Origin of the sequence: Alkalihalobacillus sp. R86527 (assembly GCF_042466185.1) — a bacterium.
Classification (GTDB): Bacteria; Bacillota; Bacilli; order Bacillales; family Guptibacillaceae; genus Guptibacillus.
Window position 1 is genome coordinate 2107175 of sequence record NZ_JAXHBW010000001.1, and the last position, 22315, is coordinate 2129489.

Annotated in this window: 23 protein-coding genes; 3 read left to right on the forward strand and 20 right to left on the reverse strand. The window is 40.8% G+C overall.

Annotated features, from left to right (window positions below; translation table 11 throughout):
* Window positions 1–3: 3 nt before the first annotated feature.
* The 5 genes from sirA to yneA form a co-directional block, all read right to left on the reverse strand.
* Complete coding sequence (sirA, locus tag SJY16_RS10785; protein ID WP_377889148.1) at window positions 4–447, reverse strand: sporulation inhibitor of replication protein SirA; 444 nt, start codon at window positions 445–447, stop codon at window positions 4–6.
* A gap of 150 nt (window positions 448–597) precedes the next feature.
* Complete coding sequence (locus tag SJY16_RS10790; protein ID WP_377889149.1) at window positions 598–882, reverse strand: HesB/YadR/YfhF family protein; 285 nt, start codon at window positions 880–882, stop codon at window positions 598–600.
* Between the two features lie 118 nt (window positions 883–1000).
* On the reverse strand, window positions 1001–1237 hold the full coding sequence (locus SJY16_RS10795; RefSeq protein WP_377889150.1) for a DUF896 domain-containing protein: 237 nt from the start codon (window positions 1235–1237) through the stop codon (window positions 1001–1003).
* 67 nt (window positions 1238–1304) lie between these two features.
* Window positions 1305–1955 (reverse strand): YneB family resolvase-like protein, encoded by a 651-nt coding sequence (locus SJY16_RS10800; protein WP_377889151.1) that lies wholly within the window; start codon window positions 1953–1955, stop codon window positions 1305–1307.
* Complete coding sequence (gene yneA / locus SJY16_RS10805) at window positions 1952–2278, reverse strand: cell division suppressor protein YneA (protein WP_377889152.1); 327 nt, start codon at window positions 2276–2278, stop codon at window positions 1952–1954. The genes SJY16_RS10800 and yneA overlap by 4 nt, the downstream gene beginning before the upstream one ends.
* A gap of 153 nt (window positions 2279–2431) precedes the next feature.
* Between yneA and lexA the strand changes: the two genes are divergently transcribed.
* Both lexA and SJY16_RS10815 read left to right on the forward strand, forming a co-directional pair.
* Window positions 2432–3052: a transcriptional repressor LexA gene (gene lexA / locus SJY16_RS10810; protein ID WP_377889153.1), complete on the forward strand. Its 621-nt coding sequence runs from the start codon at window positions 2432–2434 to the stop codon at window positions 3050–3052.
* 125 nt (window positions 3053–3177) lie between these two features.
* Entirely contained in the window at window positions 3178–3942 is a 765-nt protein-coding gene (locus SJY16_RS10815; RefSeq protein ID WP_377889154.1) for a sporulation protein, read from the forward strand.
* Window positions 3943–4058: 116 nt separating this feature from the next.
* On the opposite strand, the gene SJY16_RS10820 is transcribed toward SJY16_RS10815, so the two are convergent.
* From SJY16_RS10820 to SJY16_RS10855, 8 genes are all read right to left on the reverse strand, one after another.
* Complete coding sequence (locus SJY16_RS10820) at window positions 4059–5747, reverse strand: acyl-CoA dehydrogenase family protein (protein ID WP_377889155.1); 1689 nt, start codon at window positions 5745–5747, stop codon at window positions 4059–4061.
* 114 nt (window positions 5748–5861) lie between these two features.
* Window positions 5862–6389, reverse strand: coding sequence for a dihydrofolate reductase family protein (locus SJY16_RS10825; RefSeq protein ID WP_377889156.1), 528 nt, complete (start codon window positions 6387–6389; stop codon window positions 5862–5864).
* Window positions 6390–6527: 138 nt separating this feature from the next.
* On the reverse strand, window positions 6528–7862 hold the full coding sequence (glnA, locus tag SJY16_RS10830) for a type I glutamate--ammonia ligase (protein ID WP_377889157.1): 1335 nt from the start codon (window positions 7860–7862) through the stop codon (window positions 6528–6530).
* A gap of 234 nt (window positions 7863–8096) precedes the next feature.
* Window positions 8097–9365 carry a methionine gamma-lyase family protein gene (locus SJY16_RS10835; protein ID WP_377889158.1) on the reverse strand — a complete coding sequence of 423 codons (1269 nt, stop codon included), beginning with the start codon at window positions 9363–9365 and terminating at the stop codon, window positions 8097–8099.
* A gap of 11 nt (window positions 9366–9376) precedes the next feature.
* Window positions 9377–10639 (reverse strand): GTPase HflX, encoded by a 1263-nt coding sequence (gene hflX / locus SJY16_RS10840; RefSeq protein ID WP_377889159.1) that lies wholly within the window; start codon window positions 10637–10639, stop codon window positions 9377–9379.
* A 55-nt stretch (window positions 10640–10694) separates the two neighbouring features.
* A complete protein-coding gene (gene spoVK, locus SJY16_RS10845) occupies window positions 10695–11621 on the reverse strand; it encodes a stage V sporulation protein K (RefSeq protein ID WP_377892181.1) in 927 nt (308 codons plus the stop codon).
* An 80-nt stretch (window positions 11622–11701) separates the two neighbouring features.
* Window positions 11702–12061 carry a hypothetical protein gene (locus SJY16_RS10850; RefSeq protein ID WP_377889160.1) on the reverse strand — a complete coding sequence of 120 codons (360 nt, stop codon included), beginning with the start codon at window positions 12059–12061 and terminating at the stop codon, window positions 11702–11704.
* Between the two features lie 14 nt (window positions 12062–12075).
* Window positions 12076–12297 (reverse strand): cold-shock protein, encoded by a 222-nt coding sequence (locus tag SJY16_RS10855; RefSeq protein ID WP_377889161.1) that lies wholly within the window; start codon window positions 12295–12297, stop codon window positions 12076–12078.
* Window positions 12298–12370: 73 nt separating this feature from the next.
* On the opposite strand from SJY16_RS10855, the gene SJY16_RS10860 reads away from it, so the two are divergent.
* Window positions 12371–13348, forward strand: coding sequence for a tyrosine-type recombinase/integrase (locus tag SJY16_RS10860; protein WP_377889162.1), 978 nt, complete (start codon window positions 12371–12373; stop codon window positions 13346–13348).
* A gap of 46 nt (window positions 13349–13394) precedes the next feature.
* On the opposite strand, the gene hfq is transcribed toward SJY16_RS10860, so the two are convergent.
* The 7 genes from hfq to miaB all read right to left on the reverse strand — a co-directional run bounded on the left by hfq (window position 13395) and on the right by miaB (window position 22104).
* On the reverse strand, window positions 13395–13628 hold the full coding sequence (gene hfq / locus SJY16_RS10865) for an RNA chaperone Hfq (protein WP_224882269.1): 234 nt from the start codon (window positions 13626–13628) through the stop codon (window positions 13395–13397).
* 46 nt (window positions 13629–13674) lie between these two features.
* Complete coding sequence (gene miaA, locus SJY16_RS10870) at window positions 13675–14610, reverse strand: tRNA (adenosine(37)-N6)-dimethylallyltransferase MiaA (RefSeq protein ID WP_377892184.1); 936 nt, start codon at window positions 14608–14610, stop codon at window positions 13675–13677.
* A 46-nt stretch (window positions 14611–14656) separates the two neighbouring features.
* Window positions 14657–16558, reverse strand: a complete 1902-nt coding sequence (gene mutL / locus SJY16_RS10875) for a DNA mismatch repair endonuclease MutL (RefSeq protein ID WP_377889163.1) — start codon at window positions 16556–16558, stop codon at window positions 14657–14659.
* A 22-nt stretch (window positions 16559–16580) separates the two neighbouring features.
* Window positions 16581–19178 carry a DNA mismatch repair protein MutS gene (mutS, locus tag SJY16_RS10880; RefSeq protein WP_377889164.1) on the reverse strand — a complete coding sequence of 866 codons (2598 nt, stop codon included), beginning with the start codon at window positions 19176–19178 and terminating at the stop codon, window positions 16581–16583.
* A gap of 137 nt (window positions 19179–19315) precedes the next feature.
* Window positions 19316–19867 (reverse strand): outer spore coat protein CotE, encoded by a 552-nt coding sequence (cotE, locus tag SJY16_RS10885; protein ID WP_224882245.1) that lies wholly within the window; start codon window positions 19865–19867, stop codon window positions 19316–19318.
* A 285-nt stretch (window positions 19868–20152) separates the two neighbouring features.
* Window positions 20153–20569 (reverse strand): YlbF/YmcA family competence regulator, encoded by a 417-nt coding sequence (locus tag SJY16_RS10890; protein WP_377889165.1) that lies wholly within the window; start codon window positions 20567–20569, stop codon window positions 20153–20155.
* Window positions 20569–22104 carry a tRNA (N6-isopentenyl adenosine(37)-C2)-methylthiotransferase MiaB gene (gene miaB / locus SJY16_RS10895; RefSeq protein WP_377889166.1) on the reverse strand — a complete coding sequence of 512 codons (1536 nt, stop codon included), beginning with the start codon at window positions 22102–22104 and terminating at the stop codon, window positions 20569–20571. Before miaB ends, SJY16_RS10890 begins: the two co-directional genes overlap by 1 nt.
* Window positions 22105–22315: the final 211 nt, after the last annotated feature.

Sequence of the window (22315 nt, forward strand, 5' to 3'; positions counted from 1 at the left end):
TGTTTAAACTAGCTTTTGTTTTTTGAGTGGATTTAGCCATCCATATTTGTTTGATTGATGATCAATGGCGAAAAATGTAGGAGAAAGCTTTCTAAGCACCTCAAAAAAGATTGTTTCCGCTTCATATGTACCATTTGAATAAATATTGATCTTATTTTGATTTACGAAAAGCGATCCATCACTCTTCGATTGTAATATCGTTAAACAATGACCCCCATTACGATATTCATAATTACGAAAACCACCGAACTCCGTCACAAGGTATCTATTCACATCAATAACGGGTATGGACTCTGTAATGAAATCAATTTGTTTATCTAATAGTTCTTTTGTTTCTTTTTGTACAGTGAGCTTTCTTTCATTGAATAATTGAAATAACAGGAGTTCTTTGCCACCATATTGAACAGCAACTTCTTGTTTGATCAAGTGCATTTCATAGTGCCTCATACCAATTCCTCCTGTCTACCTTGTGTTTTAAACAATAGTATACAGTAACCTTCATAAGATGATTGTCTATACCTGTAGTACAGCTTTCACTAGTTTTGTCGAAATCAAAAAACCTGTACTATAACAAATTTGTTATAGTACAGGTTTACTTTACGCCATGCTCGGTAAGTCGCAAAGCACGCCACCGCACTTCGCATCATAATCTAATTTCATTCGATCAACAAACCATTGATCGCCAGGCTTTACGAAATAAGTGATTCCTCCAACTTCTTTCTTAAAGTCGTCTGTTGCTGGCCTATCAGACATTACACCTAGTGAAAAGCCACCGCTATCTCCACTCCCAGCGTATCTTACAAACAGTCTCAAACAATCACCTTGATTAAGCTCCATTTCACTCTTATAAAATTCAGCCGCTGAATCAGTTACTACAAACATCCTATCCATCCTCTCTCTTTGTTATATAATAACTTGTTATAGTACAGTATAACGAATATTCGAAAAATTGCAACCAAAAAAATAGCCTAATTTTGCGAAATGCAAAATTAGGCTATTTTTACTGTATCGGACCTCTATTTTTCTTACTTTCTTTTAACTTATCAGGTGTAACATCCTCGCCTGTCTCATCAACTACTTTGACGGAATGCAATTGATTTTCAAAAGATGATCGCAGGCTTTGTAAATATTCCTGACGAAGATCTTGTTGTTCCTTTTTCTCTTGTTCTGTAAGTTGAGACTCTTTTGATTTTCTAGATAACTCGTTAATTCGTTTTATTTTATCCTGTGATAACATACAGAAATAACTCCTTTATAACATCTAATTATCTTCATCCTAACGTAAGTCGTAACCACAGACAAGTTTATAGCTTCTGTTCTTGTTCGTCAACATGCTCCTTATAGCGCCTATGAACCGTTGCTTTAGAAGCTTCGTAGCCAAATCCTTTTAAAGTCGCAGCAATTTCATGGAAAGTTAATCCTCTATTTCTGAGATTAACAATTTCTTCAATAGGAACACTTTTGCGTTCCCTCCCACCATAATGTTGGTCCTTTAAGTTTCGTTCTGGTTTATACCCTTCTCTTACTGCCTTTTCCATTCCTCGTTTAATTTTGAGGTTATGTAGCTTTCTTTGGAACTCCTCAACGATACTAACAATCTCAAGAACCATCGAATCAGCTTCTGAAAGCTGTAGCTCACCATTCTGGTTAACTGTATAAATTGTTCCTCCATATTTATGGATAGCATGAAGCAGAGCGATTTTTGCATTTCCACGCCCTAGTCTCGTCTCATCTTGAATAAGAAGCACTTCTGCTACTCCTTCTTTTAACATATCTAAAACTTCAAGAATCCCATTTCGATCAATATCATATCCACTATGTTTCTCTTCGATCATTTTGTGGATCGTAAAACCTGATTGAGCTGCAAATTTCTGCAATTCTTCTTTTTGCCTGGCAAGAGATGACTCCTGCGTTTCTTTCTTGGTGCTTACCCGGCAATAAATAATAGCATTCATTCTTTTTCCTTTACCCCCAGCGCTGTTGCATTTGCCTCAACAGGAATAATGAGTGTATCTCCTGCTGTAATCCAATTTGCATCTATATTGTTCGCTTCTTCTACCCAGCTGATAAATTTACGGTCGGACATATCGTGTGCTTCACGATATTCCTCTGCGATTTCAAGAACAGTATCTCCGTGCTCTAACTCAACCTTAGTATACCGATCATACCCTTCAGCAGCTGCTGCTCTCAATGATACAAACACGATTATTAAAACGGCCACAAAAGATATAATGACAAGAAAATCAACTCCAGACAAGCCTCTAGCCTGTTTTCTCATCCCAATCACCCCGAATACGAATATTTGTTCTGGTTTTAGTATAAACAGAACCCCTGTTCGTGTCAACTGTATTTTCGAACTTATGTTTGTATGCGAACAAAAATTCTGGTATACTACTAACAAATAGATAGATTGGAACGAGGTGCCAGATATATGAAACTATCAAAGCGTCAGCAGGACATTCTGGACTTTATCAAAGTCGAAGTGAAACAAAAGGGTTATCCACCCTCCGTTAGAGAAATCGGTGAAGCCGTTGGACTAGCTTCTAGCTCCACTGTTCACGGACACCTGGCAAGACTTGAAAAAAAAGGTTATATTCGAAGAGACCCAACGAAACCGCGTGCTATCGAAGTACTCGGACTAGAGGAAACGATCGATATTCCTCGTCCTGAAACGGTGAACATTCCTGTCATCGGTAAAGTAACCGCTGGTCAACCGATTACGGCGATTGAGAATGTTGAAGAGTACTTTCCTCTTCCTGAACATTTTGTTCAAGATGACGAGCACACGTTCATGCTGATCATCGAAGGTGACAGTATGATTGAAGCTGGTATTTATAATGGAGACATGGTTATAGTCAAACAACAGCCTACCGCGAACAACGGTGATATCGTCGTTGCTATGACAGAAGATAGCGAAGCAACAGTAAAGCGTTTCTTCAAAGAAAGCAACTACTTCCGTCTCCAGCCAGAAAATTCATCTATGGAACCAATCATTCTTGATTCAGTTTCCATTTTAGGTAAAGTTGTAGGAGTGTTCCGTTCGATTCACTAGAAGCGCAGAAAACTGCGTTTCTTTTTTTTGTTCAAAAACATTAGTATCTATTAAAAAGATGAATCCTTTCTTTGTTTCTTTTCGTATAATCAGGAAAACAGGTATCGAAGAAAGGATTGAGAAACATGCTTAAGAAATTTCTAGCAAGTGTTGGAATAGGTGCTGCGAAAGTTGATACGCAGCTAGAAAAAGACTATTTTGTACCCGGGGAAAACGTTCATGGAAAAGTAGTCTTAACAGGGGGAGATGTCGAACAATCGATTGATTCCATTCATATTTTTCTCATGACGGAAGCAATCCGCGAAGTTGACGATAAGAAGGTAAGAGAAAAAGTAGCTTTAGAAAAATATCAAATACCCACTCAAGAAACGATAAAGGAAAGAGAAATAAAAGAAATTCCTTTTTCCATTCAGCTTCCTTATCATACACCCGCTTCATTTGGAAGACTTCCAGTGTGGTTTGAAACTGGTCTAGACATTCCGATGGCACTGGATCCAAAAGATCGAGATCTCATCCAAGTGTCTCCACATCCATCTATCAAAAAAGTGATCGAAGCATTGGAAAGTTACCTTGGCTTTCATGTTAAGAAAGTTGAAATGGAACAATCAAAACGCTATGGCTATGTTCAAGAATTTGAATTTACGCCTAGTGGTGAGTATCGTGCTTACTTAGATGAACTTGAAGCGATTTTCTTTTTAGATGATAACTATTTAGATGTTTTGCTTGAAGTTGATCGCCGTGCGCGTGGATTAGGCGGACTCTTTGCTGAAGCTCTAGAAATGGACGAAAGCGTTGCGAAAGTGAGACTATCGAACGAAGAGCTCAACGGTCCTTTAGACGTTATTGCTCAGAAGCTACAGCAAAAAATTGATCAGTACAAAAATAATTAGAACGCAAATACCTAACACAAAACAGCCTAGGACATCGACCTAAGCTGTTTTATTTATTATAGTGAGTTTATATGAGAGACCTAATCATTTAAAGTAGGCTCTTCCCCTACTCACATTCACAAAGCATTCGCACTCTCTTTATGTTCTATTATCAAATCAAAATATTGCAGTGCGAGATCTGAAAGTTCGAACTGATCTTTCTCCCATGTCTTTTCGAGAAATATCTTTGCAACCGCTCGTTTTCTTGCTCCTCCTAACTCAGCGTCTTGTAACGCAATCACACTTTCATAAATAGCTGTCATCAAATTCGCTATTCGCTTACAGTGCAGCGTTTGCCGAGCTTCATCCATTTTCATTAGCTGAGTAATTTTCTCATCAAGTTGCTTCATTCCTTCATGGACAAGTGCTTTCTCTCCTACCTCACCTGGAAGCATTTCTAAGTCATGGGTTACCTTTTTGATAAATAATTTGTGAACGTTGTACTTTGCAATTAACCTTAATACTTCTAAACCTAAGATATTCGCCGTTCCTTCCCACACTGTTAACACTTGAGCATCTCTTAGTAATCTCGGGGTGACAAAGTCTTCGATGTAGCCGTTACCGCCGTGTATTTCAATTGCTTCATGCGCAAATTGAACCGCTTGTTCCGCTGATTCTTTTTTCACAAGAGCAATGAGTAATCGATTTAAAGCTTTATCTTCTTTTGTTATGTGTTCGCTTTTATCCATAACTCGATCAAAAAGCTTAATTGCAGAAAAAACACTGCTGAGTTCTACTTCTTGTTTCACTTTCATATTTACTAAACTCTCTTTAATCATGGGAAAATCTTTTAACTGCTTTCGAAAGGCTTCTCTTTTGTACGCATACTGTTTCGCTTCAAGAAACGAACGCTGCATGATACCAACTGAAGCAATCGCATTGCACAAACGAGACAAGTTTAGCGCTTCGATCATGTAATAAAACCCTCTGCTCGGATCCCCTACTAGATAGCCTTTCGATCCATCAAACACAACTTCTGCTGAAGGAACTGCTCTCACTCCAAGCTTATCTTTTAACCTCCTTATACTTAGTTCGTTTACATTTCCGTGATCTTTTCTCCATGGTACTAGAAATAGACTTAACCCCTTCGTCCCTATTGGTGCACCTTCACATCTTGCAAGTACCATCGCAACTCCACACGTACCGGCATTACTCGCAAAATACTTCTCTCCGTAGAGTGTATAGTGATCTCCTTCTTTAATCGCTTTCGTTTCATTCGCTCCAACATCCGACCCACCTTGTCGCTCTGTTAAAAACGTAGCTCCTTCATAAAGCTCGGTTTCACCAGTCGACAGAACGTGAGGCAGAAACTTCTTCTTTAACTCTTCCTCTCCGTAATGATCAAGAAGATAGGCCGTAGCCATCGTTAACGTTACGGGACAATAAAACCCTGGTTCTGACTGCGATATTAAATATCCTTGCGCATAAGAATAAAGATAGTTTCCTCTTCGCCCTAGTTCCGGAATTTCTTTATGTACATACGCTACGATTCCACGGTTATAGGTCTCTTCCACCGTTTTTTTGTATCCTTCATTCACCCAGACTTCAGAAATATCGTTACCCATCTTATCGTACTTAATGAGTTTTGGCTGCCCTTCCCTGTCCGTATGCACCGCTCTTTCATCAATTACGGTCCCACACCGTTCACCGAAATCTGCAAGCTCTTTTTCTGCCCACTTATAAAAATCCTGATCTAGATAGCGCTTTAATAAAAATGATAGGTTTGGATCTTCTTGATAAAAATTCATCTCAAATATGCTCCTCACGCTATTTTATTTAAATTTTCTGATATTTTAAGTTTACCTCATCTCATTTACTTGGTCCATTACATGTTCGTAATAAGAAAACACAGAACTCTTTTGAAGAGTCCTGTGCTATATTTACTTCACCTCATAATGAAGCTGAGCGAACTGGCCATATTGTTTGACGTCTTTCAGGAAGAGGTCTAACTCTATTTCTGATTCTTTAAACAACGGAATGCCTTTTCCAATTAATGAAGGCGCGATCGAGATAATAAACTCATCAACTAGTTTTTCACGCATAAGCGTATAGATGATCTCACTGCCTCCAACAAGCCAGATCGTCTTTCCATCTTGTTGTTTCAGTTCACGAGTGAATGTTGCAATGTCTTCATTGATGAACGTCACGTGATCGGTATTTTCTACTGGTGTCTTTGTAAATACGTAACTTTCGATTCCCTTATAGGGATAATTTTCTTTTTCCTGTTCCATCACCCAATCGTACGTCCTTCGACCGATCAGAACAGTATCCACGGATTCGTAGAAATCTGTATACCCAGCGTCCCCTTCAATTTCTCCTCGAAACAACCAGTCTAATGAATCCTCGGTAGTCGCGATATAACCATCGAGGCTAGTTGCTATGTACACGCTCAGTTTTCTGTTGTTCACTATGTTAACCTCCTTACAGCATCTTTTCCACATACTAGTTTAACCAATCTTCCTAATCGAAACCAGCTAAACAACTAGATTTTTAATTCCAAAAAAACTCCTAAACACCATTGGTGTTTAGGAGCTTTAGAAAAATACTTAATAAGTCGTCATATATTGTTCGCGTTCCCAAGGGTGTACTTGTGTACGGAACATATCCCACTCGATTTCTTTCGCTTCGATAAAGTGCTCTGATGCGTGCTCACCGAGAGCGTTCATCATGACTTCATCCTTCTTAAGCAATTCAAGTGCGTCGTATAATGTTGCTGGAAGGTCAGTGATGCCTTCTGCTACACGCTCATCTTTGTCCATCACGTAGATGTTACGCTCTGTTGGAGCTTGAGGAGTCATTTTGTTCTTGATACCGTCAAGTCCAGCTGCAAGAAGAGCTGCCATCGCTAAGTATGGGTTCGCAGATGGATCTACGCTACGTACTTCGATACGTGTGCTGATTCCGCGAGAAGCCGGAACACGGATAAGCGGGCTACGGTTACGAAGAGACCATGCTACGTAACAAGGTGCTTCGTATCCTGGTACAAGACGCTTATAAGAGTTCACTGTTGGATTCGTGATCGCCGTGAACGCTTCAGCATGCTTCATTGTACCTGCGATAAATTGACGTGCTGTTTCACTAAGTCCAATTTCGTCGTTTGGATTATAGAACGCATTCTTACCGTCTTTAAACAGAGACATGTTCGCATGCATTCCAGAACCGTTTACACCGAATAGTGGCTTAGGCATGAACGTTGCGTGTAGACCATGTTGACGTGCGATTGTTTTTACAGCCAATTTAAACGTTTGAATGTTATCACAAGTCGTAATCGCATCTGCATATTTGAAATCAATTTCATGCTGACCTGGTGCAACTTCGTGGTGAGACGCTTCGATTTCAAAGCCCATGTCTTCAAGCTCAAGCACGATATCACGACGGCAGTTTTCGCCAAGATCCGTTGGTGCTAGGTCAAAATAGCCACCTTTATCGTTGAGCTCAAGCGTTGGTTCACCGTTCGCATCCATTTTGAAAAGGAAGAATTCAGGTTCAGGTCCAATATTGAAATCAGAGAATCCAAGCTCTTCCATTTCTTTAAGTACACGTTTGAGCACAGAACGCGGATCGCCGTCGAATGGAGTTCCATCCGGGCTGTAGATATCACAGATCAAACGAGCAACTCTGCCTTTTTCTGAAGACCATGGGAATACAACCCATGTATCTAAATCAGGGTATAGGTACATGTCTGATTCTTCAATACGTACAAATCCTTCGATTGAAGAACCATCGAACATCATTTTATTATCAAGAGCTTTTTCAAGCTGATCAACCGGGATTTCAACATTCTTGATAATTCCTAGTAGATCCGTAAATTGCAAGCGTATAAATTTAACATTTTCCTCATTTGCCAAACGTTTAATGTCATCTGCTGTGTAACTAGCCATGTAAAATAAATCCTCCTTAGAAATGAAAAATTTAGAATGGGAATGAACGGAAGAGCGCTTTTTATGGCAATGAGAATGTAATATTCCGAATTGATAGAACATTCCTAATTGCCGTTCCCTTCTTCACTTATAATATACTATACACCAGTACGTTTGTCGTCGTGATAGAGTATGTTAGATAATCTAACGAACTTTTAATCAAACAAAAAAGCAGGGATTTCTCCCTGCTTTCACCTATATATTTGAAACCAATCCTTTTGTTAAAAGGTCGTCTACTGCTCTTAAAACACTGATCTTCACATGTTCATACGTCAGGCCACCTTGAACGTATGCCACAAATGGAGGTCTGAGTGGTCCATCTGCTGAAAGTTCAAGACTCGCGCCTTGAATGAATGTACCCGCTGCCATAATCACGTCATCCTCATAACCTGGCATATAAGCAGGCTCAGGTCGTACATGCGCATTTACGGGTGAAGCCGCTTGAATCGCTTGACAGAATGATACCATCCGCTCGCGGTCATCAAATTGAACAGATTGAATCAAATCCGTTCGCTTACTGTTCCAACTTGGAGTCGTATTGAATCCAGCTGATTCTAATAAAGCCGAACTGTAAACAGCACCTTTTACAGCTTGTCCAACCGTATGGGGCGCAAGAAAAAGTCCTTGATACATTTCTTGAAGTGAGTATAAGGACGCTCCCACTTCTCTTCCGATACCAGGAGACGTGAGGCGATATCCGCAAAGTTCGATCAGGTCTTCTCTTCCAACGATGTAACCGCCGGTTTTCACAATTCCAGCACCTGGATTTTTAATAAGTGAACCTGCGATCAAGTCAGCTCCAACGTGGCATGGCTCGCGTTCTTCAACGAATTCCCCGTAACAATTATCTACGAATACGATAAGATCTTCTTTGATCGATTTAACAAATGAAATCATCTCGCTGATTTCATCGATCGTAAATGAAGGACGGTTCGCATATCCTTTTGATCGCTGAATACCGATCATCTTTGTTTTATCTGTAATCGCGTTTTTAACAGCTTCATAGTCGATACGATCATTCGATAATGGTACGGCCTGGTAGCCAATGTGGAAGTCTTTCAATGATCCATGTCCTTCTCCGCGGGTCCCAACAATTTCTTCAAGCGTGTCATACGGCGCTCCAGTAATATAGAGAAGTTCATCTTGAGGGCGTAAGACTCCGAATAAGGCTGTTGAAATTGCATGAGTACCAGAGACGATCTGCGGTCTCACAAGCCCAGCTTCTCCTCCAAACACTTCAGCATATAGCTTTTCAAGCGTATCTCTACCATCATCGTCATAGCCATAGCCGGTTGAAGGTGTGAAATGGTAGTCGCTGATTTTGTTGTGATGAAATGCTTCTAATACGCGGTATTGATTACTTTCAACACGTTGATCAATTTCTTTCATCATCGGTTGAATTCGATCTTCTGCTTCGTTTGATAACTTCTTTAGTTGCTCGTGATGTGTAAAGTGATTAAACATAGTTTCTTCTCCTAATCATTGTTCCATTCTGTCGCGATCCGTTTATAGAGATGTGTCGGCGCATAGCCTTTACAACGGTACTGTTTTTTGTCTTCGTCCCACTTTCGTTCAACCAAAATCGTATTCCTTTGAAGGAAAGCGAGTTTGTCGCCCTGGTCAGGATTAACTGAAATCGAATAATACTCCATTTGCTTTACTACCTGACTCTGAAGGGTATCGTTAAGTTTGGATAAGTCTTCTTGATTACGAGCGGATATGTGCACTTGCTCGTTCAAGCTGCTTCTAACTCCTGGCTCTGCTTGGTCCATCTTATTGAAAACAGTCAGTACTGGGATATGTGAAGCATTAAGCTCTTTCAATAGGTTTAGTACGATTTCTTCATGACGCTCTCGATCTGGGTGAGATGCGTCGATAACATGTAGGATAAGATCTGCCTCTTTTGCTTCTTCAAGCGTAGATTTGAAAGAAGCTACAAGCGTTGTAGGAAGATCTTGAATAAATCCTACCGTATCCGTAAGGAGAACATTGTAGCCATTCGGGAGCTTTAACTGCCTCGTCATAGGATCTAGTGTCGCAAAAAGCTTGTCTTCTTCGTACGAGTCAGCTTGTGTTAATCCGTTAAAAATAGTCGATTTCCCAGCGTTCGTGTACCCTACGAGTGCAACTTGAAGCGTTTCGTTACGCTTTCTTCTTAGTCGGTACTGTTCTCGATGCTTTACGGTATGTTCAAGCTGTTTCTTAAGATCCGTGATTCGATTTCGAATGTAACGGCGATCGGTTTCTAACTTCGTTTCACCAGGACCTCTAGTCCCGATTCCTCCCCCAAGTCTAGAAAGCGATGTACCCTGCCCAGCAAGACGTGGTAGCATATATTGCATTTGGGCAAGCTCAACTTGTAGCATCCCTTCTCTCGACCTAGCTCTCTGAGCAAAAATATCGAGAATAAGCTGAGTTCGATCGATGACTTTAGCCTCAAGCTGTTCAGAAAGGTTACGAAGCTGACTTGGTGAAAGTTCACTATTAAAGATAATCACGCCAGCTTCGTGTTCTTCTATCATCAGAGAGAGTTCTTCTACTTTTCCTTTACCAATATACGTAGCAGGATGGATGCGTTCTCTCTTTTGTGAGAGGGTTTCCACCACTACCCCACCAGCTGTTTCTGTTAATGCAGCAAGTTCATCTAACGAATATGCAAACTGCTCATCGGTTTGATCTGAAAGCTGACAGCCAATTAATATTGCCGGCTCAGCTATTTCAATTCGGTCTTTTTTCAACAGTACGTTCCCTGCCTTTACTAATCAGTCTGCTCTCATCATACCAGATGCCAATTTAATCTTCTATAGGGATGTCTTCTGGCAAAATCAACTCGAGCGCTGTCCGGTCGATTACATCAGCCCCAAGTAGCCGAACAGCCTGTTTGCGGATCGCTTTTTCGATGATATTACGAACGAGCCTCCCATTACTGAACGCGCCTGTTTCATCGATTCTTTTCATGATGAAGGATTTCTTTAGTTTCCATTCTGCTTCTTTAGAAAAGCGGTACTGTCGCTCAGTGATCATTTTCCTAGCGATCTCTAACAATTCGGCATTCGAATAGTCTGGGAAATCGATCATGAGGGGGAAACGCGATGGAAGTCCTGGGTTCAAGGAAAGAAAGTTATCCATTTCTTCTGAATATCCCGCAAGAATTAAAATAAAGTCCTCGTGATTATCTTCCATGGCCTTCACTAACGTATCGATCGCTTCTTTGCCAAAGTCTTTTTCTCCTCCTCGTGCAAGAGAATAGGCTTCATCAATAAAAAGGATGCCACCCTTGGCCTTCTTAACCAGCTCTCTCGTTTTCTGAGCGGTATGACCAATATATTCACCAACAAGATCCGCTCTTTCCACTTCAATCAAGTGCCCCTTCGATAAGACATTCATTTCTAAGAATAGTGTTCCTAACAGCCTTGCAACCGTGGTTTTCCCTGTTCCCGGGTTGCCTTTGAACATCATATGGAGTGCTTGCGAATTTTGTTTCAAACCATTTTCCTGCCTACACTGATTTACAAATAGCCAGGCATATACTTCTTTTAACAGATGCTTGACTTCCTGTAGTCCGATCAGCTGTTCCATTTCCTTCTGAATCCGTTCAAGAGGAATGTGCTTTCTCACTGCTTCAGCAAGCGCAGAGTCAACTGCCTCCAATTTCTCTTCAGCATGATTTAATACAATATTAATCTGACTTTTTCGCTGAGTTACGGAATGCTGCAAGATGCTCACCTCGTTTTATTCTGACACGATAGTATACGCACCCGCCCAAAAAGCGTGACAAATGCCCAAAAAGAAAAACACTCCTATTCGAGTGTTTTCCCTTGAATCAACGTATCAACAAGCTTTTCTGGAATCGTTACTTTTTGTTCAGCTGAGTTTTTCTCAAACGAACGATAGTGATGAAGATAGCGATCATCCTCAGTTATGTCTAACTCCAACACATCCCCATCGTCATGTTCAAGCTGACTAACGAATACATCATCATCCTTATATGTGTACCTCCGAAAACCGATACCAAGATATGAAAATTCTTCAGCCTTCACGCCAGAAATATCTTTAAATACGGTGCAAAACCGTTCTTGGGGAATAACGTGCTTCCCTTTCCCCTCCGCTTTTGTAATACTGAGTGCTTTATCAACTAGCTTTTCGATTAATTTGTTCATCACATTGCCTCCGTTTACTTGATTTCAGGGAGGTTACGTATTTCACTAGCCATTTCACCGCCACATAGTGGACACGATGGTGTGTCAGAGAAAGAATAATTTGCTCTCATCCAACCAGAACAATCTCCACTCGAACACGACCACACGTCAGTGTCAACTTCAGGAATTGGTTCTTGCTGTTGTTTTGAAAAGAAGGCCATTGCAACCGCTCCTTTATTGTTTAGTATTGTTAGCATTCCCAAAAAAACCAAAATCATGTAATTCAATTCACGTTGTTTGTTATAATGGAAAAAAGAAAGGGGTAACGCAATGGAACTATTTGAGCAACCGCTACCTGATTTTCTAGAGGAGTACTTGACTTCCCTTGAAAGAAAGGGGCGCCGGGCTTCAACTATCCGGCGTTATCGGTATGATCTGGTCGACTTTACAACATGGCTCAAAACATTTCATCGAAAAGTGGATTTCCAAAACTTTAATGAGCTAACAACAGAACAGATACAATCATACATTCGTTACTTACATTTAGAGCGTCATTATTCTGAACGGACACTCAAAAGAATCATGACAGTATTGAATCAAGTATACCGTTATTATATGTCGTTAAATCGGTCAAAGAACAATCCTATGAATGATGTTGTCCTCCCCACTAATGAAGTAAGTGGATTTAAAGAGGAAGACTTTATGAGGGAAAGCGAAAGTGAACGCTTGTTAGAAACCATCGTTTCTCTCAATGATCTCACAGAGAATCAGTTGAAAGCTCGAGAGTTCCTGATTGATCGAAACCTTATCATCGCACGCTTATTTCTTAACTACGGCCTTAGCTTGCAAGAGGTTTGCAAGTTATCTATGAGGGATGTATCTTTCGAACAGAATGAATTAGAGGTTAATTCTGCCTCAGGCAAAAGAACGATTAAGCTAGATCCAGAACACAAGAAAATATTATTCGATTACTATCACACCATACCTGCACCTGTGCGTCCTAGACTTAAAAGTGATGATCCGCTCTTCGTAGCATTTGATTTTCAACGCCAAACATATCGATGGAGTTATGAAGTAGATCGACCAAAACGACTTACTGAAATCGCAGTACAGAAGATGATTCGCTTAGAAATTCAGCGAGCAGGTATCAGAAAAGGTGTATCCGCACAGCATATGCGAAGAACATGTGTAATCAAAGCGATCGAACAAGATGCTTCTGTTGAACATCTTCGAAGCACGTTTGGTTTGAAGTCTGAGTTAACACTTAAACGATATTTCGATTACCTTGAAGCACTGGAAACGTCCTAATACTTATTAAAAAGTCCCTCGTCCTACCCAGAACGAGGGACCGGTATTACTTTTCAGAATCAAAATTTATTTCAACTGTACGCTGTGGAGCGAAAGTAGAAATGGCGTGTTTATAAATCAACTGCTGTTTGCCATCAGACTCAAGAATGATCGTAAAGTTATCAAACCCTTTGATCGTCCCCTTTAGCTGAAAGCCATTCAATAGGTACACTGTTACAAATACATTATCTTTACGCAGCTGGTTTAGAAATTGATCCTGGATGTTAATCTGTTGCTTCATGTTCAGTCCTCCTCTTTTTCTCTAAAGGCATTCAATATGTACATTTCTAGTTATCTGCTAACTTTCCTGCAACAGAGTGTAATATTTTTCGGATTTTTTCTTCTCTATTCTCCGTCATATCAAACCAATCGATATCCATCTGATGTCGAAACCACGTTAATTGACGCTTCGCATACCGCCTAGAGTTCTGTTTCAGTTCCTCAACAGCATCTTCATACGTTACCTTTCCTTCAATGAAACGATAGATTTCCTTATAGCCGATCGCTTGAATCGACTGACAGTCTTTTACACCGTGCTCATAGAGTATTCGCGCTTCATTCAATAATCCTTCGCTCAACATGAGGTCTACTCGCTGATTGATTCTGTTATAAAGCGTTTCTCTGTCCATCGTCAATCCTACATTAACAAGCTGATAAGGAGAATTCTCAGGCTGAGAATCCTTCGATGCTGAAACTGGCTCCCCCGTCACATGGTACACCTCAAGCGCTCGGATCACGCGACGAATATTGTTCGGATGGATCGATTCATAGCTAATCGGATCAATCTCTTTTAACCTCGCATGGAATACAACTGGCCCTTCTTCATCTGCTATTTTCTCTAACTGCTTTCGATAACCTTCATCTTCTTTCACTTCAGAAAACGAATATTGATGAGTGACAGCTTTTACATAAAGACCTGTTCCACCCGCGATAATCGGGACTTTACCTCGTTCATTGATGTCATGAACGAGGTTGGTCGCGAGCTTCTGGAACTCTGCTGCGGAGAAACTTTCCGTAGGATCTTTTATATCAATAAGATGGTGAGGAATCCCTTCCATTTCAGACTCGGTTACTTTCGCTGTTCCGATGTCCATTCCTCTGTATATTTGCATCGAATCTCCGCTTATTACTTCACCGTTCAAAGCTTTCGCTAACTCGATGCTCGTTTTTGTTTTTCCAACCGCTGTTGGACCTAATACAGTCACTAGTTTTTGTTTTGCCATGTCTCTATTCACGTTCTTTCCCCAGAGTTTGTTCTCATTTTGGACCTTACATGACCCTCTTAAACATCTTTTCCATCTCGTAAGTGGAATAATGAATGATGATTGGTCTTCCGTGAGGACATGTATACGGGTCTATCGCTTTTCGTAACGTTTCAAGAAGTGTGAACACTTCATCGTCTCGTAAATGTCGATTCGCTTTGATCGACTTCTTGCATGACATCATAATCGCAGCTTCTTCACGGAGTTTCTTCACGTCGATCGAACGATTATCGATCACTTCTTGAACAAGTTCCTCGATCGTCTCTTGTTCAGATCCATTCGGAAACCAAACTGGATGGGAACTCACAAGATAACTGTTTCGACCGAACGATTCCAAGAAAACCCCTACAGTCGCAAGGTCGACAATTCGGTCGTCAATAATCGCGGATTCTGATGTCGTATATTCAAGCGTGATCGGTACAAGAAGTTCTTGCACCTCAGGATCAATCTCCCCGACTTTTTCACGGAAAAATTCATATTTAATCCGCTCTTGCGCAGCATGCTGGTCGATGATATACAGTCCATTCTCATTTTGTGCCAAGATGTATGTTCCGTGCATTTGTCCAATTGGATAGAGAGGCGGAATCCGAGTATCCGACTCGTTTTTTTCTTTCACAAAGTCGATGGCAAGCTCTAATTCATCGGTTCTTTTTGATTCTAGATTCTTATCGATCGAGTGATAATCAGACGATAACGTTAGCTCTTCTTTAACGCTGAATGGCGCAACAGAAGAGTCATTGAAGCGCTTAGGTTCTTCGGTCGAGAGGTGTTTATTTTGAAGCGGACTTTCTGGAACATGATTCGCTTCTTCTTCTTCGGACTGCCTCTCTGACCGATCCTGCTTCTGCTCATGTTGAAAATGAAATGACGACTGTTCACTTTCCCGCTCTTTCTTTTTGAAGGTAGGCTGTTCTGGAATCAGTTCCGTTTTCTTAAAAATTCCTGTAATTGCATCTTCAATCGCTTTAGCGAGCTCTTGCTCTTTACTAATTCGTGCTTCTAACTTTGATGGATGAACGTTCACATCGATCAAAGTAGGGTTCATTTTGATATGAAGCACAACGATCGGATACCTTCCGATTGGAAGAAGTGTGTGATACCCCTGTTGAATCCCCTTCGAAATCGGGTAATTCTTTATATATCTCCCGTTTATCACTAACGAGATGTATTGACGAGACGCGCGCGTTAACTCAGGCTTTGCAACATAGCCAGTTACATTGAAATCAATTGTTTCCGTTCGTAGAGGAAGCATTTTCCTTGCCGTATTGTAACCGTAAATCGCTGCGATCACTTGCAAGAGATCGCCATTCCCGTTCGTCGACAGCAGCTTTTTGCCATTATGGAAGAAACGAAAGGCTATTTCTGGGTGAGCCATCGCCTGTCTGTTCACTACATCTGCAACATTTGCAAGTTCAGTGTGGACCGTCTTCATATGCTTTAACCGAGCTGGCGTATTGTAGAAGAGTCCTGAAATCGTTAGTTCTGTGCCTTTTCTACTGTCTGTCGCCGTGAATTGAGCAACTTCACCTGCTTCAATCCTCACATACGTTCCAGCACTTTCTCCTGTCGATGTTTTCAACTCGAGATGAGAAACGGCTGCAATACTTGGAAGAGCTTCTCCCCTAAACCCTAACGTTTCGATATGAAACAAATCCCGTTCATTTCTGATTTTACTCGTGGCATGCCTGAAGAAAGCTAACTTACAATCCTCTTCATCCATACCCGTTCCGTTATCTACGATTCGGATCTTGGAAAGACCGCCTTCTTCTATTTCAACCCTGATTTCACTGCTTTCCGCATCAATTGCGTTCTCAACAAGCTCCTTCACAACGGAAGCTGGTCTTTCTACGACTTCACCCGCGGCTATTTTGTTTGAAAGCTGATCATCAAGCTGAACGATCTTTCCCATATTCCTCACCTTTCTTTCTCTACTACTTTAACTTCTTTTTCAATTCATACAATGTATTGATCGCGTCCATCGGCGTCATTTCCATAATATCAACAGATTTCAATTTCTTCAGAATCGCTTCCTCACCGGATGTTTTAGAACGAACCTTCTTCTCTTCAGCTTCATCAAAGAATGCAAGTTGTGCGTCGTCATCAGTCTTGGTTTTAGACTCATGTTTGTTCTTCGTACTTGCTTCTGTCGCTTCTGGACTAGATTCGAACTCTGAAAGAATCGTTTGAGCTCGCTTAATGAGTTGCTCTGGAAGATTAGCAAGTTGCGCTACATGAATTCCATAGCTCTTATCAGCTGAACCATCATGAACGCGGTGCAAGAAAACGACGCGTCCTTGTTCTTCGACTGCCTTTACATGCACGTTCTTCACACGATCAAGTTCGCCTTCGAGTGTTGTAAGCTCATGATAATGAGTTGAGAAAAGTGTTTTTGCACGAACATGATCATGAAGATATTCGATGATCGATTGAGCGAGTGCCATCCCATCGTAAGTCGATGTACCCCGACCAATTTCGTCTAACAAAATCAAGCTATCTTCTGTTGCTTTTGTAATCGCATAGTTTGCTTCAAGCATTTCAACCATGAACGTACTTTGACCTGCCGCAAGATCATCTGCTGCACCGATACGTGTGAAAATCTGGTCAAAGATCGGTAGAACTGCGGATTCTGCAGGTACAAAACAACCGATTTGGCCAAGGAGCGAAATGAGAGCTAACTGCCTCATGTACGTACTCTTACCGCTCATGTTTGGTCCTGTGATCAAAAGAACTTCTCGATCTTCATTCATCATCACATCGTTCGCAACGTACTCTCTTCCTTTTAGCATCTTCTCTACAACCGGATGACGTCCACCTTCGATCGCGACTTCCCTTTTTTCTGTGAAGGAAGGTTTTGAGAACCGGTTTTCTTCACTTACAACTGCAAATGCTTGCAATACATCAAGCTCACTTATTTTCTTTGCTAGTTTTTGAAGCTGTGGAATATACTGCTTCACTTGCTCCCTTAGATTCGTGAACAAGTCATATTCCAAATCAACGATCTTCTCTTCCGCTTCAAGGATAAGAGATTCTTTTTCTTTCAGTTCGGGCGTGATAAAACGCTCGGCATTCGATAGCGTCTGTTTCCGCTCATATCTGCCTTCAGGAAGATGCTGAAGGTTCGACCTTGTTACTTCAATATAATAACCAAAGACTTTATTGTAGCCGATTTTCAGGGATCTGATGCCTGTTCGTTCGCGCTCCTGCATTTGAAGGGAAGCGATCCAGTCTTTCCCATTCCTGCTCGCATCCCGGTAACGATCGAGATCGCTATTGTACCCGTCACGAATCATTTGCCCTTCTTTCACTGAAAGTGGTGGGTTTTCTTCAATCGCTTCATTCAATAGCTCTGTAAGCTCGTCACACGTTAAAATCTCATCTCCAAGCTCATTTGCATAAACATTATCAAGCTCAGTGACAGCTTGTTTGATGCCAGGGATCTTTTCTAACGATTTGCGAAGCTGCACAAGATCTCTCGCATTCAGATTTCCAAATGCAACCTTACCAGCTAACCGCTCTAAGTCATATACACCCTGTAATTGTTCACGAATGGTCTCACGCTCAAAAAATTGTTTCATCATCGTTTCCACAAGTTCTTGTCGCTTAATGATTTCCCTACGGTTCAACAACGGACGCTCCACCCATTGTTTCAGCAACCGCCCACCCATTGCGGTAACGGTACTATCTAAGAACCAAACGAGAGAGCCTGTCCTTTTCTTATCCCTAATGGTTTCAACTAGTTCAAGATTTCGTTTTGAATTCACATCGAGCTTCATATACTGTGAAACATGATAATGACGAAGCGGTTGAAGATGATCCATTGATCTTTTTTGTGTTCGTATCAAATAATGTAAAAGTCGTCCAAATGAACTCAGGAGTTTACTTTGATCAATATGCTCGGAAAGCTCCTGAAACTGCTCTGGAATTGAAACATCGTCCTCGATCGAAACTGTAAGAGACATCCTTTCGTGAATGGCTGTTGCCAACTGATCATCATCACTTCCGAGAATAACCTCTTTCGGTGACAGATTCGACAGTTCACCAAGCACCTCATGATGGTCCCCCGTCAAGATCGTGGCCATGTTTTCACCCGTCGTTAAATCGTTCGCTGCAAGCGCATAAGTTTGATCTTCAAACTCTGATATCGCTACTATGTAGTTGTTTTCTTTTTCTTTAATTAGTCGATCAGACATAACCGTCCCTGGTGTGATGAGTTGAACGACTTCTCGCTTAACAACACCTTTTGCATGCTTAGGGTTTTCCGTTTGTTCACATATTGCGATTTTAAAACCTTTTTCTACTAACTGCGAAATATAGTTTTCTGCAGAATGATACGGGACACCGCACATTGGTATACGACCCTCGCCGCCTCCATCTCTGCTTGTTAAAGTTATTTCAAGCTCTTTTGATGCGCGCATCGCATCTTCAAAGAACATCTCATAAAAGTCACCTAATCTAAAAAATAAAAAGGCATCCTGATACTCTGCCTTAATCCTTAAATATTGTTCGATCATAGGGGTATATCGAGCCATATTTCTTCTCCACCAATCTACATTTCTATTCAGCTAACAGTATATCACATCATTCTTCGTAGCTTCTATGATAAAGAAGGTGGCGTCTGAACCAAAAAAATAAAACCAGGAAGAAGAACACCTTCTCCCTGGTACTGCTATTCTTCAAGATCACCAATTAAAAAGTTCGGATCTAAATCTTCAAACTCTTCATCTTCTACTTCATATTCCCAATCGTCATCATCGTCTTCACAGCCATCGGGATTTACGTAAACGCAAATTTTCGTTTCTCCAATTACTTCTACGAGAAACTCCCTTTCGACTTGAACGATAATTTTGTTGCCGTTCGGTGCAATGGTAGCTTCAAGACAGTTAGGCTCTTGAATCGCTTTTGCAACCACTTCGTCAGTTTTGCAATCTTTATCCTTGTAGCGAAGAGGGATTTCTTCACGATATTTAACGTTTTCTGTGACGACTTCTGTTTTTGTGTTATGACTGTATGAGTACCAGATATTAATGTCATAAGAGCCTTCAACAATGACGCAATCATGGTGCTTTTTCGCCTTGAATTTGTTGTTAATGATCCAGCATCCAAGAATACTTGAAGGTTTGTGCTCTGGTGTAACTGTGTTTGTATCCTGAGTAAATTTACGCCCTTTTCCGCAAACAGCTTTGGCGAATATCTCTCTGTAATTATAATCCTCTGACATCGATCATACCTCCTCTTCCAATCTTCATTCTCATCCTATGCATGACAAATGACTAGTGTGCCTTTTTTTTATTAAGGCTGTTCCACTATCAGTCTATGACCCTTATGTACAATGCTTTACAACCTTTTGTAAAATTTCTAAAAAAAATACGGTGAATGAAATTTATTTATAAAAGATGAAGAATGAAATAAACCGCCTGAAAGCTTGATACGATATGTCTGAGAGATGTTTTGAGCAAAGAAAACAACATAAAAAAAGCCGGGATAAACTCCCGACTTTTCTTCATTACTTACATCCTGGTCCAGATTGAGCAGATCCAGTCGTTCCTTCTAGAACGTTTCCACCTGTAGATTCGATAATCTCATCTGTAACAGTGTTTGAGATTGTATTCGCAATAAGCTGAAGAAGATCGTTCACATCTGATTGAGAACGTTTGAACTCTTGTACTACTGGAATCTCATCAAGCTGTTCCATAAGTTTGTCGATGCGCTCGTCTTTCTCTTTCAACGCTTCATGCTTACCATAATGTTGAAGGTTAACCGCTTCTTTTTGTTCGAGCTTAACACGTGCAATTAAACTTTGAACCTTTTTGTTCGCATTGATTTTCTCCTCTGCACGCTTAAAGAAATCAACTTCTTCTGTTTCTGAAACGAGCTTAGCCAGTTCCTTTGCTTTTCCGATAACTTCTTGTCTTGTAATCATTATGCATTCACCTCAGCAGTATTTTCGATATATTCACCGTCTAGCGACCATGTTTTTGCTTTTGTAACTTTCACTTGTACGAGTTCTCCGATAAGAGACTTCGGAGCTCTGAAGTTTACGACTTTATTTTTACTTGTATATCCCGATAGAACATCAGGATTCTTTTTACTCTCACCTTCAACGAGTACTTCAACGATCTTACCTTCAAAGGCTGCATTTTTCTTTGCTGCCGTGTCGTTCACGAGTGTATTCAAACGTTGTAGGCGTTCTTTCTTAACTTCCATCGGCACATTATCTTTCATTTTGGCAGCTGGCGTGCCATCACGCTGAGAATAAATGAACGTATATGCGCTATCGTACTCTACTTCTCTTACAAGTGACATTGTATCTTCGAATTGTTCGTCAGTTTCATTTGGAAATCCGACGATAATATCGGTTGTGAACGTAGCTTCCGGCATAACTGCCTTAATCTTCTTCACTAATTCAAGATACGTTTCTCTTGTATATCGGCGATTCATCAACTTAAGCACATCATTACTACCGCTTTGAACAGGAAGGTGGATGTGATCTAGGAGATTGCCCCCTTGACCAAGAACTTCGATTAAGCGATCATCAAAATCTCTCGGATGGCTCGTTGTAAAACGCACTCTTGGGATGTCGATCTTATGAATCTCGTTCATCAGATCACCAAGACCATATTCGATATCTTCTAGGTCTTTTCCGTATGCGTTAACATTCTGTCCTAGAAGCGTTACTTCTTTATACCCTTTTGCTGCGAGATGCCTTACTTCCTGAATGATATCTTCAGGCCTACGGCTTCGCTCCTTGCCTCGCGTATATGGCACGATGCAATATGTACAGAATTTATCACAGCCATACATGATGTTGACCCATGCTTTGATCTCGCCTTTGCGTGTCCTTGGCAAGTTCTCAATAATATCGCCTTCTTTGGACCACACTTCCATAACCATCTCTTTACCAAATACAGCCTGCTCCATTAGCTGAGGTAAACGGTGAATGTTATGAGTTCCAAAGATCAAATCAACAAACTGATGCTTCTGCATGATTCGATTTACAACAGACTCTTCTTGGGACATACATCCACATACTCCAATGATCAAGTTCGGGTTCTCCATCTTCAAAGGCTTAAGGTGACCCAATTCTCCAAACACTTTGTTTTCTGCATTCTCTCGAATCGCACATGTATTCAGCAAGATCACGTCAGCTTCTTCGACAACAGTGGTTGCTTCAAAGCCCATCCCCTCATAGATACCTGCCATGATTTCAGTATCGTGCTCATTCATCTGACAGCCATACGTACGGATTAGATATTTTTTATCTTGTCCGAGGTTTTTTATATTCTCAGGAATTTCGAAGTCGTAATGTACATTAACGTTTTCTTTACCACGTTTTTTAGCATCCTTCAAAGAAGGTGGTTGATAGGTGGTTTGAAAGTACTTCGCGAAATCCTCAGTGGTTTTCTCTGTTTTCTTTGGCGATTGAATTTGCGACGCAAGCCGCTGTTCTTCGTTCATATGTGACGTCTCCTTTCCAGTCAAAGGATAACTCTGCTATGAAAAGAAGCATACTGCTCCTAAACTTAGAAAAAACCGGCCCGTCCACTTAATGGTGATAGCCTTTGTTCTTTATGTTTGATCCTTTAGAGTTTACTATTATTTCACTGTAACGGTGGACATTACCTTATTATAAGGGGTTGTACGTATTTAAGCAATATGACTGTATGAT

What these genes read in the sequence shown, in the direction of transcription:
- sirA (WP_377889148.1), bottom strand. Translation starts at nt 447, where the DNA reads ATGAGGCACTATGAAATGCACTTGATCAAACAAGAAGTTGCTGTTCAA.
- SJY16_RS10790 (WP_377889149.1), bottom strand. Translation starts at nt 882, where the DNA reads ATGTTTGTAGTAACTGATTCAGCGGCTGAATTTTATAAGAGTGAAATG.
- SJY16_RS10795 (WP_377889150.1), bottom strand. Translation starts at nt 1,237, where the DNA reads ATGTTATCACAGGATAAAATAAAACGAATTAACGAGTTATCTAGAAAA.
- SJY16_RS10800 (WP_377889151.1), bottom strand. Translation starts at nt 1,955, where the DNA reads ATGAATGCTATTATTTATTGCCGGGTAAGCACCAAGAAAGAAACGCAG.
- yneA (WP_377889152.1), bottom strand. Translation starts at nt 2,278, where the DNA reads ATGAGAAAACAGGCTAGAGGCTTGTCTGGAGTTGATTTTCTTGTCATT.
- lexA (WP_377889153.1), top strand. Translation starts at nt 2,432, where the DNA reads ATGAAACTATCAAAGCGTCAGCAGGACATTCTGGACTTTATCAAAGTC.
- SJY16_RS10815 (WP_377889154.1), top strand. Translation starts at nt 3,178, where the DNA reads ATGCTTAAGAAATTTCTAGCAAGTGTTGGAATAGGTGCTGCGAAAGTT.
- glnA (WP_377889157.1), bottom strand. Translation starts at nt 7,862, where the DNA reads ATGGCTAGTTACACAGCAGATGACATTAAACGTTTGGCAAATGAGGAA.
- SJY16_RS10835 (WP_377889158.1), bottom strand. Translation starts at nt 9,365, where the DNA reads ATGTTTAATCACTTTACACATCACGAGCAACTAAAGAAGTTATCAAAC.
- SJY16_RS10850 (WP_377889160.1), bottom strand. Translation starts at nt 12,061, where the DNA reads ATGAACAAATTAATCGAAAAGCTAGTTGATAAAGCACTCAGTATTACA.
- SJY16_RS10855 (WP_377889161.1), bottom strand. Translation starts at nt 12,297, where the DNA reads ATGCTAACAATACTAAACAATAAAGGAGCGGTTGCAATGGCCTTCTTT.
- SJY16_RS10860 (WP_377889162.1), top strand. Translation starts at nt 12,371, where the DNA reads ATGGAACTATTTGAGCAACCGCTACCTGATTTTCTAGAGGAGTACTTG.
- hfq (WP_224882269.1), bottom strand. Translation starts at nt 13,628, where the DNA reads ATGAAGCAACAGATTAACATCCAGGATCAATTTCTAAACCAGCTGCGT.
- miaA (WP_377892184.1), bottom strand. Translation starts at nt 14,610, where the DNA reads ATGGCAAAACAAAAACTAGTGACTGTATTAGGTCCAACAGCGGTTGGA.
- mutL (WP_377889163.1), bottom strand. Translation starts at nt 16,558, where the DNA reads ATGGGAAAGATCGTTCAGCTTGATGATCAGCTTTCAAACAAAATAGCC.
- mutS (WP_377889164.1), bottom strand. Translation starts at nt 19,178, where the DNA reads ATGGCTCGATATACCCCTATGATCGAACAATATTTAAGGATTAAGGCA.
- cotE (WP_224882245.1), bottom strand. Translation starts at nt 19,867, where the DNA reads ATGTCAGAGGATTATAATTACAGAGAGATATTCGCCAAAGCTGTTTGC.
- SJY16_RS10890 (WP_377889165.1), bottom strand. Translation starts at nt 20,569, where the DNA reads ATGATTACAAGACAAGAAGTTATCGGAAAAGCAAAGGAACTGGCTAAG.
- miaB (WP_377889166.1), bottom strand. Translation starts at nt 22,104, where the DNA reads ATGAACGAAGAACAGCGGCTTGCGTCGCAAATTCAATCGCCAAAGAAA.